Genomic DNA, 11,892 nt, shown 5'->3' on the forward strand with positions numbered 1-11,892 from the left:
GTAAATCACCGTGATGTCTGCTGTAAAATGGTAATTCCATATTGGGATGATACGTTTGTATAACGGTTGTTACTATAAAGTTTGGTATATTGCTGACTATATGTCTTAGATTGAGAAATTGGATATCCCTTGGGTACGATTATGGGCGTCAGAGCACAACAAAAAGAGCGGACTCGTCGTTCCCTTATCGAAGCGGCGTTTAGCCAATTGAGTGCTGAGCGGAGTTTTGCCAGCCTAAGCTTGCGGGAAGTCTCCCGTGAGGCGGGTATCGCACCGACTTCTTTTTACCGGCATTTCCGTGATGTAGACGAACTTGGGCTGACAATGGTCGATGAAAGCGGCCTGATGTTGCGCCAACTTATGCGGCAAGCTCGTCAGCGGATTGCTAAGGGCGGCAGTGTTATCCGCACTTCAGTATCTACATTTATGGAGTTTATCGGTAATAATCCTAATGCATTCCGCTTATTGCTGCGGGAACGTTCTGGGACTTCCGCTGCATTTCGTGCGGCAGTTGCGCGTGAAATTCAGCATTTTATTGCCGAACTGGCCGACTACCTCGAGCTGGAAAACCACATGCCGCGCAGCTTCACTGAAGCTCAAGCTGAGGCCATGGTCACAATTGTCTTCAGTGCGGGTGCCGAAGTACTGGACGTCGATATCGAACAACGGCGACAGTTAGAGGAACGCTTAGTTTTACAACTGCGGATGATCTCCAAGGGCGCTTATTATTGGTATCGTCGCGAACAGGAAAAGCTGGCAGTGTCCCGTGCTTAATAAGGAAAAGGTAAGGAAAATGTTGGAACAATCGTGCTCTGAAAAGCCGTCTGGCTCTGAAAAACAGTCTCACCGTGAAACCGGTACGTTGCTGCTGGCCTTGATTACCGGGTTGGCAATAAACGGCTCATTTAACGCGTTATTCAGTGGATTTGTCCCTTTTTCAATCTTTCCGCTGCTGGCATTAATTTTGGCGGTTTATTGTCTGCATCAGCGCTATCTCAATTTTGCTATGCCGCAAGGCCTGCCCGTGCTAGCGGGTGCGTGTTTCTTACTTGGCATTCTGGTGTATAGCGCGATTGTGCGGGTTGAGCATCCGGCGATTGGCTCTAACTTTGTTCCTTCTATTTTGAGTGTGGTGTTGGTGTTTTGGATTCTATTTAAACTGAAAGCGCGTAAATCGATGCAGACAGATATCAATGCTGATGTTGGCACAGATACAGATAATCAGCAGGCGCAGTAACTTTTTCTGTTCACCAAATCCCCAAATTAAAAGGGCAACATCGCGTTGCCCTTTTGTTTGTCTCTGATTGCCGCTTTTCGTCAGCCTCTTTTTTCCAACAAAACCCCACATTCCATATGATGGGTGTATGGGAATTGATCAAATAGTGCTAATCGGCTGATTTTATGAGTGTGTTGTAGCTGTTCCAGATTGGCGCACAGGGTCTCTGGGTTACAGGAGATATAAAGGATGCGTGGGTAAGCTTGTACCAACTTGACGGTTTCATCATCCAACCCACTGCGCGGTGGATCGACAAATATGGTTTCGCAGTTATAGCTACTTAAATCAATATATTTCAATCGGTTGAACTCACGAACACCTTGCATGGCTTGGGTGAATTCTTCTGCGGACATGCGGATAATTTGCACGTTATCGATATGATTAGCAGCAATGTTGTATTGCGCCGCCGCCACTGACGGTTTGGCAATTTCAGTCGCTAATACGCGCTCAAAATTACGTGCCAATGCCAGGGAGAAATTACCATTGCCACAATAGAGCTCCAATAAATCGCCGCTGGCATGTTGGGTGACATCAATCGCCCACTCCAACATATGAATATTCACCGCAGCATTAGGTTGGGTGAAGCTATTCTCAACCTGACGATAAATCATCTCACGCCCGGCAACCGGCAGCACTTCGTCGATATAGTCGTGATCCAGCATGATTTTGGTTTTTGACGCCCGCCCAATCAGTTGAAGATCAAAGCCTTGTTCACGCAATTGGTCACGCAGTTCCCGTGCTTTTTGCTGCCATTCTTCATCTAATGGACGGTGATACAACAAAGATGCGATCAGCTTGCCGCTCAAAGTCGATAAGTAATCAATCTGGAACAGTTTGCGCCGTAAAATCGGCTCTGCCCTGATGGCGGTCATCAGCACGCTCATCAGACGATTAATTAACAGACTGGCCACCGGGAATTGCTCAACTCGGATTCGCTGCTTGGTCTGTTGGTCAAACATGATGTGGTACAAGTCATCGTCATCATGCCAAACGCGGAACTCGGCTCTCATACGGTAATGCTGAGCGGGAGAACGAAATACTTGTGGATCAGGGGCTTGAAACGGCGACATCATCGCCTGAAGACGGGCAGATTTTTCTGCCAATTGGTGCTCGTAGCCGTCAGTCGGCAGGATGTCAGGAGTCATGTTTCTTCTCATCTGTACAGATAAAAAAGGTTTATTGCAGCGGATTGTAGGGAAAGTAGCTCTGATGTCCAGTTTTGTCGTTTAATTAATTTGTTCCATGAATGGAAGTCTAGACATCTATTTTACTTGATCGTAACATTGCCGTCCGGCCTCAAGCTGTTACTTAAACACTTAAGAGTTAAAAGGGAATCCGGTGTAAATCCGGAGCTGACGCGCAGCGGTAAGGGGATGTTACGGCGATAGGTTTCAACCAGACACTGTCCGAAAAGACGGGAAGTCATCGCCCGCTCTGTATAGCAGAGATCCCAAGCCCGAAGACCTGCCGGTATCACGTCGCAATATTCATGGTCGTCGCGTAATACCGGCCATGGCACTGCGGCATCCGCTATTTGAGTTTGGATGCTTTTCTAATGACAATTAAAAAATACACGCTGCTCACAGCCCTCTCTGTGACAGCCTTTTCTGGTTGGGCGCAAGACAACACCACCACCGGCAATAATAAAGACGAAATGGTGGTCACTGCCGGTCGTTTCAAACAACCGATTTCTACAGTATTGGCACCTGCCGATGTGGTCACTCGCGATGACATTGAGCGCTGGCAGACAAAAAGTCTTAATGAAGTCATGCGCCGCTTGCCTGGTGTGGATATTGCTCAGATGGGAGGATTGGGTCAGGGTTCTTCTATGTATATCCGTGGTACGGAAGCGCGCCATGTGCTTATCTTGATTGATGGTATCCCACTGGCTCGCACCGGTATCGTCAATAGTGTCAATCTCGATCAAATCCCGATCTCCTTGGTGCAGCGGATTGAGTATATCCGTGGACCGCGCTCGGCGGTGTATGGCTCTGGTGCAATTGGTGGCGTCATTAACGTGATTACGCAAACAGACCAGGAAGGTGCACAGATTAATGCCGGCGTCGGCTCTAAAGGCTATCAGCAATATGATGGTAGTGTTCGCCAGCGCTTTGGTGACACCTTAGCTACACTGGCGGGCGGATATCAAACCACCAATGGCTATAACATCAGACCTGACTCGCCAAATCCAATTGATAGTGATCGCGACGGTTTTCGCAATAAAAACTTCTGGGCAGGGTTGGAACATCAGTTTAACCAAGAGATCTCCGGCTTTGTTAGAGGTTATGGTTATACCAACAATACTGATTATGATATTGGCGGTTTGTCGTCCCCTGCATACAGCGGCGATGAAGAGCGGTTATATAATCATACTTATGATGCAGGGCTGCGTTATGCATCGGGTGCCTACTCTTCCCAATTAATCGGTAGCTATCAGAAATATAAGGATTATAACTTTAGCAGCCAATATGGCCGCTATGGTGTGGCGACCACACTGGATAATATGGACCAGCGGAATGTGCAATGGGGTAACACTTACAGCTTTGAAAGTGGAACACTGAGCGCGGGCCTTGACTGGCAACAGCAGCGCCTGACCTCATCTAACCAAACTATCTCAGATACTTATAAGAGAGATAACACCGGTCTATATCTCAGTGGGCAGCAAAAACTCGGCGAAGTCACGCTGGAAGCCTCTGGCCGTGGGGATAAAGATGAGCAATTCGGTTGGCATGAAACATGGCAAACTGCGGCAGGCTGGGAGTTTGTTCCCGACTATCGTGTGACCTTATCCTACGGCACGGGCTTCCTGGCACCCTCTTTGGGCCAGCAATATGGTTCACAGCGCTTTGATATTATATCCAACAGCGACCTTAAGCCGGAAGAATCCCGCCAATGGGAAGCCGGTTTAGAAGGGGTGAGCGGGCCACTTGATTGGCGTTTGTCTGCTTATCACAACAAAATTGAAAACCTGATTGATTACTCCTTTGATAATTCAACATTCAAAGGACATTACTACAATGTCAATTCTGCGACGATAAAAGGTGTGGAATGGACGGGAAATCTCACTACCGGCATATTTACGCACGCGGTCACATTGCAATATATTGACCCACGTAATGATTCGAATAATGAGGTATTAGCTCGCCGCTCTAAGCAACAGGCCAAGTATCAGTTAGATTGGACGATGTTCAACCTTGATATGGACGTTTCTTATCAGTATTACGGCAAACGTTATGACAATATCTCTTCGATTTATAACCCGACTCAGCGCGAATTGTCGAGTTATAGCACCGTAGACGTTTCAGCTGGTTATCCGGTTACTTCTCATCTCACAGTTCGTGGTAGAATTGCTAACCTGTTTGATAAAGAATACGAAACGGCTTATGGCTATAAAACCGCTGGACGAGAGTATTACCTCACAGGAAGTTACAACTTCTAAGGCTGATACTGCTTCTCGCCCGACAGCGCTGATTTTTGATTCCGGTGTTGGCGGGCTATCTGTTTATCAAGAGATTCGGCAACTGCTGCCGGATCTCCACTATATATATGCTTTCGATAATGTCGCGTTCCCTTATGGGGAGAAGTCTGGTGAATTTATCGTTGAGCGTGTATTAGAAATTGTCACTGCGGTACAACAGCGCCACCCGCTGGCGATTGTGGTTATCGCCTGTAACACGGCTAGCACGGTGTCTCTTCCCGCTTTACGCGAACGTTTTGATTTCCCCGTCGTCGGTGTTGTTCCGGCAATTAAACCTGCGGTAAGGCTCACGCGGAATGGTGTGGTTGGCTTACTGGCCACGCGCGGCACGGTTCATGCTTCTTATACCTTGGATTTGATTGAGCGTTTTGCCACTGATTGCAAAATTGAGCTGCTGGGATCATCTGAGCTGGTGGAGTTAGCGGAAACCAAGCTGCATGGTGGGGCTGTCCCGCCGGAAGCATTAAAGAAAATCCTTCATCCATGGCTCGCCATGCGTGAACCGCCAGATACTATTGTTTTAGGTTGTACCCATTTCCCTCTATTAAGTGATGAGTTAGCACAAGTGCTGCCAGAAGGTACTCGCATGGTCGATTCCGGTGCCGCAATTGCTCGCCGTACCGCTTGGCTTATCTCTTCTCAGGAAAATGTCGTTTCTTCTCAAGCAGAAAACATTGCGTATTGCATGGCATTGAATACGGACACTGACGCTTTATTGCCCGTTTTACAGGGTTATGGCTTCCCAACGCTGGAAAAACTACCAATTTAACGGCGTTTTGACTAAAGATTCAGCGGTTGAAAAGTTTTTTCAAATTAGGGGTTGCAGGCTGTCAGGAACTCCCTATAATGCGCCTCCACTGACCGGGAACAACGAAACACACTTCGCCAGGTCAGGAAGAGAAAAGAATGATTTTGACTTCGAAAGAAAACAAATAAATCCTTGACTCTTCAGCGGGAAAGCGTATTATCTGCCTCCCGCGTTACCGTAAGATTCGCCGAAAGGCAAACGGGTAACGAACGCTCTTTAACAATTTATCAGACAATCTGTGTGGGCACTCGCAAGACGATATCGAAGCCTGTTTCGACAGGCAGAAGAAATATCAAAGTCTTGAAGAGTGACCAAAGCAGTACACATTTGAACTTCGGTTCGAATGCATATTTGCAGAAAGTAATCTTTGAGCATCGCTATGTTAACTCATAGCAAATCAAACAAATCTTAAATTGAAGAGTTTGATCATGGCTCAGATTGAACGCTGGCGGCAGGCCTAACACATGCAAGTCGAGCGGCAGCGGGAAGTAGTTTACTACTTTGCCGGCGAGCGGCGGACGGGTGAGTAATGTCTGGGAAACTGCCTGATGGAGGGGGATAACTACTGGAAACGGTAGCTAATACCGCATGACCTCGCAAGAGCAAAGTGGGGGACCTTCGGGCCTCACGCCATCGGATGTGCCCAGATGGGATTAGCTAGTAGGTGGGGTAATGGCTCACCTAGGCGACGATCCCTAGCTGGTCTGAGAGGATGACCAGCCACACTGGAACTGAGACACGGTCCAGACTCCTACGGGAGGCAGCAGTGGGGAATATTGCACAATGGGCGCAAGCCTGATGCAGCCATGCCGCGTGTGTGAAGAAGGCCTTCGGGTTGTAAAGCACTTTCAGCGAGGAGGAAGGGTTCAGTGTTAATAGCACTGAGCATTGACGTTACTCGCAGAAGAAGCACCGGCTAACTCCGTGCCAGCAGCCGCGGTAATACGGAGGGTGCAAGCGTTAATCGGAATTACTGGGCGTAAAGCGCACGCAGGCGGTTTGTTAAGTCAGATGTGAAATCCCCGCGCTTAACGTGGGAACTGCATTTGAAACTGGCAAGCTAGAGTCTTGTAGAGGGGGGTAGAATTCCAGGTGTAGCGGTGAAATGCGTAGAGATCTGGAGGAATACCGGTGGCGAAGGCGGCCCCCTGGACAAAGACTGACGCTCAGGTGCGAAAGCGTGGGGAGCAAACAGGATTAGATACCCTGGTAGTCCACGCTGTAAACGATGTCGACTTGGAGGTTGTGCCCTTGAGGCGTGGCTTCCGGAGCTAACGCGTTAAGTCGACCGCCTGGGGAGTACGGCCGCAAGGTTAAAACTCAAATGAATTGACGGGGGCCCGCACAAGCGGTGGAGCATGTGGTTTAATTCGATGCAACGCGAAGAACCTTACCTACTCTTGACATCCACAGAACTTAGCAGAGATGCTTAGGTGCCTTCGGGAACTGTGAGACAGGTGCTGCATGGCTGTCGTCAGCTCGTGTTGTGAAATGTTGGGTTAAGTCCCGCAACGAGCGCAACCCTTATCCTTTGTTGCCAGCACGTAATGGTGGGAACTCAAGGGAGACTGCCGGTGACAAACCGGAGGAAGGTGGGGATGACGTCAAGTCATCATGGCCCTTACGAGTAGGGCTACACACGTGCTACAATGGCAGATACAAAGTGAAGCGAACTCGCGAGAGCAAGCGGACCACATAAAGTCTGTCGTAGTCCGGATTGGAGTCTGCAACTCGACTCCATGAAGTCGGAATCGCTAGTAATCGTAGATCAGAATGCTACGGTGAATACGTTCCCGGGCCTTGTACACACCGCCCGTCACACCATGGGAGTGGGTTGCAAAAGAAGTAGGTAGCTTAACCTTCGGGAGGGCGCTTACCACTTTGTGATTCATGACTGGGGTGAAGTCGTAACAAGGTAACCGTAGGGGAACCTGCGGTTGGATCACCTCCTTACCTAACGATACGCATTGCGCAGTGTCCACACAGATTGTCTGATAGAAAGTAACGAGCAAATAAGGCCGGGCTGAGAAATTAGTCGGGCTTTAGTACCTTGTTGGGTCTGTAGCTCAGGTGGTTAGAGCGCACCCCTGATAAGGGTGAGGTCGGTGGTTCAAGTCCACTCAGACCCACCAACTCACCATTCCCTGTTGAGTTGCAGCAATAAGGTGATTTGCTTTTTATATGGGGCTATAGCTCAGCTGGGAGAGCGCCTGCCTTGCACGCAGGAGGTCAGCGGTTCGATCCCGCTTAGCTCCACCATATAAAAAACTATTTCAAAACGTACTGCGGTCGAAAGACACAGTGTGTTGTGAAATATTGCTCTTTAACAATCTGGAACAAGCTGAAAATTGAAACAATACAGCTGAAACTTATCTCTCCGTAGATGTACTGAGGTAAGGATTAACCTGTATTAGAGTCTCTCAAATAATCGCAATGCTAATGTGTTTATCATTGTTGCAGTGTGAGCGAGAAGATACTCAGCAAGGCGTACAGCGCACAGCAACCGGAGTGAACTCTACGTTCATGAGGATTGCGCGCACTGCACAACAACGCAGAGTGTGTTCGCAGCCACACCAATAAAGAAGAAACACCTTCGGGTTGTGAGGTTAAGCGACTAAGCGTACACGGTGGATGCCTAGGCAGTCAGAGGCGATGAAGGGCGTGCTAATCTGCGAAAAGCGTCGGTAAGGTGATATGAACCGTTATAACCGACGATACCCGAATGGGGAAACCCAGTGCAATTCGTTGCACTATTGCATGGTGAATACATAGCCATGCAAGGCGAACCGGGGGAACTGAAACATCTAAGTACCCCGAGGAAAAGAAATCAACCGAGATTCCCCCAGTAGCGGCGAGCGAACGGGGAGGAGCCCAGAGTCTGAATCAGTTTGTGTGTTAGTGGAAGCGTCTGGAAAGTCGCAGGGTACAGGGTGATACTCCCGTACACAAAAACACACTTGCTGTGAACTCGATGAGTAGGGCGGGACACGTGACATCCTGTCTGAATATGGGGGGACCATCCTCCAAGGCTAAATACTCCTGACTGACCGATAGTGAACCAGTACCGTGAGGGAAAGGCGAAAAGAACCCCGGCGAGGGAGTGAAATAGAACCTGAAACCGTGTACGTACAAGCAGTGGGAGCCTACTTTGTTGGGTGACTGCGTACCTTTTGTATAATGGGTCAGCGACTTATATTTTGTAGCAAGGTTAACCGAATAGGGGAGCCGTAGGGAAACCGAGTCTTAACTGGGCGTCTAGTTGCAAGGTATAGACCCGAAACCCGGTGATCTAGCCATGGGCAGGTTGAAGGTTGGGTAACACTAACTGGAGGACCGAACCGACTAATGTTGAAAAATTAGCGGATGACTTGTGGCTGGGGGTGAAAGGCCAATCAAACCGGGAGATAGCTGGTTCTCCCCGAAAGCTATTTAGGTAGCGCCTCGTGAACTCATCTTCGGGGGTAGAGCACTGTTTCGGCTAGGGGGCCATCCCGGCTTACCAAACCGATGCAAACTCCGAATACCGAAGAATGTTATCACGGGAGACACACGGCGGGTGCTAACGTCCGTCGTGAAGAGGGAAACAACCCAGACCGCCAGCTAAGGTCCCAAAGTCATGGTTAAGTGGGAAACGATGTGGGAAGGCATAGACAGCCAGGATGTTGGCTTAGAAGCAGCCATCATTTAAAGAAAGCGTAATAGCTCACTGGTCGAGTCGGCCTGCGCGGAAGATGTAACGGGGCTAAACCATGCACCGAAGCTGCGGCAGCGACGCTTAGGCGTTGTTGGGTAGGGGAGCGTTCTGTAAGCCGTTGAAGGTGACCTGTGAGGGTTGCTGGAGGTATCAGAAGTGCGAATGCTGACATAAGTAACGATAATGCGGGTGAAAAACCCGCACGCCGGAAGACCAAGGGTTCCTGTCCAACGTTAATCGGGGCAGGGTGAGTCGACCCCTAAGGCGAGGCTGAAAAGCGTAGTCGATGGGAAACAGGTTAATATTCCTGTACTTGGTGTTACTGCGAAGGGGGGACGGAGAAGGCTAGGCTAGCCGGGCGACGGTTGTCCCGGTTTAAGCATGTAGGCGGAGTGACTTGGTAAATCCGGTTGCTTATCAACGCTGAGGTGTGATGACGAGTCACTACGGTGATGAAGTAGTTGATGCCAAGCTTCCAGGAAAAGCCTCTAAGCATCAGGTAACATTAAATCGTACCCCAAACCGACACAGGTGGTCAGGTAGAGAATACTCAGGCGCTTGAGAGAACTCGGGTGAAGGAACTAGGCAAAATGGTGCCGTAACTTCGGGAGAAGGCACGCTGGCATTAGGTAAAGAGATTTGCTCTCGGAGCTGAAGCCAGTCGCAGATACCAGCTGGCTGCAACTGTTTAATAAAAACACAGCACTGTGCAAACACGAAAGTGGACGTATACGGTGTGACGCCTGCCCGGTGCTGGAAGGTTAATTGATGGGGTCAGCCGCAAGGCGAAGCTCTTGATCGAAGCCCCAGTAAACGGCGGCCGTAACTATAACGGTCCTAAGGTAGCGAAATTCCTTGTCGGGTAAGTTCCGACCTGCACGAATGGCGTAATGATGGCCAGGCTGTCTCCACCCGAGACTCAGTGAAATTGAACTCGCTGTGAAGATGCAGTGTACCCGCGGCAAGACGGAAAGACCCCGTGAACCTTTACTATAGCTTGACACTGAACATTGAGCCTTGATGTGTAGGATAGGTGGGAGGCATTGAAGTGTGGACGCCAGTCTGCATGGAGCCAACCTTGAAATACCACCCTTTAATGTTTGATGTTCTAACTCGGCCCCGTAATCCGGGGTGAGGACAGTGTCTGGTGGGTAGTTTGACTGGGGCGGTCTCCTCCCAAAGAGTAACGGAGGAGCACGAAGGTTAGCTAATCACGGTCGGACATCGTGAGGTTAGTGCAAAGGCATAAGCTAGCTTGACTGCGAGAGTGACGGCTCGAGCAGGTACGAAAGTAGGTCTTAGTGATCCGGTGGTTCTGAATGGAAGGGCCATCGCTCAACGGATAAAAGGTACTCCGGGGATAACAGGCTGATACCGCCCAAGAGTTCATATCGACGGCGGTGTTTGGCACCTCGATGTCGGCTCATCACATCCTGGGGCTGAAGTAGGTCCCAAGGGTATGGCTGTTCGCCATTTAAAGTGGTACGCGAGCTGGGTTTAGAACGTCGTGAGACAGTTCGGTCCCTATCTGCCGTGGGCGTTGGAAGATTGAGAGGGGCTGCTCCTAGTACGAGAGGACCGGAGTGGACGAATCACTGGTGTTCGGGTTGTCATGCCAATGGCATTGCCCGGTAGCTAAATTCGGAAGAGATAACCGCTGAAAGCATCTAAGCGGGAAACTTGCCTCGAGATGAGTCTTCCCTGGGGCTTTAAGCCCCCTGAAGGAACGTTAAAGACTATGACGTTGATAGGCTGGGTGTGTAAGTGCAGCGATGCATTGAGCTAACCAGTACTAATGATCCGTGAGGCTTAACCTTACAACACCAAAGGTGTTTTGTATTTGAGAGATTGATTGATATTTTCAGCGAAGTTCCGAGATTGGGCTGACTGGCGAGGTAGAGATACTGAGTGGGTTAGTTTAGACAGAATTTGCCTGGCGGCCTTAGCGCGGTGGACCCACCTGATCCCATGCCGAACTCAGAAGTGAAACGCCGTAGCGCCGATGGTAGTGTGGGGTCTCCCCATGCGAGAGTAGGACACTGCCAGGCATCAAATTTAGCGTGCTGATATGGCTCAGTTGGTAGAGCGCACCCTTGGTAAGGGTGAGGTCCCCAGTTCGACTCTGGGTATCAGCACCAGTTACATGGGTTAAAGTTCGGTAGTTGTAGAAAAGAATTTACCTGGCGGCAATAGCGCGGTGGTCCCACCTGACCCCATGCCGAACTCAGAAGTGAAACGCCGTAGCGCCGATGGTAGTGTGGGGTCTCCCCATGCGAGAGTAGGACACTGCCAGGTATCAAATCAAGTAAAGACCCCATGCCAAAAGCGTGGGGTTTTTGCTTTTCCGCTATTCAAAAATATCTTTTGATCAAGATTCAGTAATTAATAATCGACTGCGTCGTATCATCAGAATATCAACCATCTTTCATATAATACATTAATAATCTTATCGATATTATCTATCTAACTAATTGTATTAAATGATTTTTAACATTCATGCAGTATGTAAAATGAACATCTACCATTTGCTATACTGCATATGTTGAAATTTCAGCAATGAAACATTTTCAGGTTGTCGCAGATTGCTCGACTTTTTATCAAAAAAACGCTATCTTCAGGCATCTAGAAGTCTAAAC

At 49.2% G+C, this 11,892-nt stretch carries 5 protein-coding genes, 3 tRNA genes, 4 rRNA genes and 1 riboswitch; of the genes, 11 read left to right on the forward strand and 1 reads right to left on the reverse strand.

The genetic code is table 11. The features are described 5' to 3' along the window. Positions 1–141: 141 nt before the first annotated feature. Both fabR and DX162_RS07585 read left to right on the forward strand, forming a co-directional pair. Positions 142–774 (forward strand): HTH-type transcriptional repressor FabR, encoded by a 633-nt coding sequence (fabR, locus tag DX162_RS07580; RefSeq protein WP_049563486.1) that lies wholly within the window; start codon positions 142–144, stop codon positions 772–774. Positions 775–793: 19 nt separating this feature from the next. Continuing rightward, on the forward strand, positions 794–1,237 hold the full coding sequence (locus DX162_RS07585; protein WP_004392275.1) for a YijD family membrane protein: 444 nt from the start codon (positions 794–796) through the stop codon (positions 1,235–1,237). An 80-nt stretch (positions 1,238–1,317) separates the two neighbouring features. On the opposite strand, the gene trmA is transcribed toward DX162_RS07585, so the two are convergent. Beyond that, on the reverse strand, positions 1,318–2,421 hold the full coding sequence (trmA, locus tag DX162_RS07590) for a tRNA (uridine(54)-C5)-methyltransferase TrmA (protein ID WP_098081025.1): 1,104 nt from the start codon (positions 2,419–2,421) through the stop codon (positions 1,318–1,320). A gap of 133 nt (positions 2,422–2,554) precedes the next feature. Further along, a riboswitch (cobalamin riboswitch) is annotated at positions 2,555–2,762 on the forward strand. Between the two features lie 69 nt (positions 2,763–2,831). Here trmA and btuB point away from each other — a divergent pair. The 9 genes from btuB to rrf (DX162_RS07640) all read left to right on the forward strand — a co-directional run bounded on the left by btuB (position 2,832) and on the right by rrf (DX162_RS07640) (position 11,551). Beyond that, positions 2,832–4,715, forward strand: coding sequence for a TonB-dependent vitamin B12 receptor BtuB (gene btuB / locus DX162_RS07595; RefSeq protein ID WP_032820717.1), 1,884 nt, complete (start codon positions 2,832–2,834; stop codon positions 4,713–4,715). After that, entirely contained in the window at positions 4,660–5,523 is an 864-nt protein-coding gene (murI, locus tag DX162_RS07600; protein ID WP_032820719.1) for a glutamate racemase, read from the forward strand. The genes btuB and murI overlap by 56 nt, the downstream gene beginning before the upstream one ends. Before the next feature lie 449 nt (positions 5,524–5,972). Then, a 16S ribosomal RNA gene (locus tag DX162_RS07610) occupies positions 5,973–7,515 on the forward strand. A gap of 102 nt (positions 7,516–7,617) precedes the next feature. After that, a tRNA-Ile gene (locus tag DX162_RS07615) sits at positions 7,618–7,694 on the forward strand. Between the two features lie 51 nt (positions 7,695–7,745). Next, positions 7,746–7,821 (forward strand) — tRNA-Ala (locus tag DX162_RS07620). Between the two features lie 345 nt (positions 7,822–8,166). Further along, positions 8,167–11,073, forward strand: a 23S ribosomal RNA gene (locus tag DX162_RS07625). A gap of 115 nt (positions 11,074–11,188) precedes the next feature. Then, positions 11,189–11,304 (forward strand): 5S ribosomal RNA (gene rrf / locus DX162_RS07630). A 14-nt stretch (positions 11,305–11,318) separates the two neighbouring features. Then, positions 11,319–11,394: transfer RNA gene (locus tag DX162_RS07635), tRNA-Thr, on the forward strand. Between the two features lie 41 nt (positions 11,395–11,435). Next, positions 11,436–11,551: ribosomal RNA gene (gene rrf, locus DX162_RS07640) — 5S ribosomal RNA — on the forward strand. Together the 16S, 23S and 5S rRNA genes with 3 tRNA genes alongside form the textbook arrangement of a ribosomal RNA operon. Positions 11,552–11,892: the final 341 nt, after the last annotated feature.

Source organism: Yersinia kristensenii, assembly GCF_900460525.1.
Lineage (GTDB): Bacteria > Pseudomonadota > Gammaproteobacteria > Enterobacterales > Enterobacteriaceae > Yersinia > Yersinia kristensenii.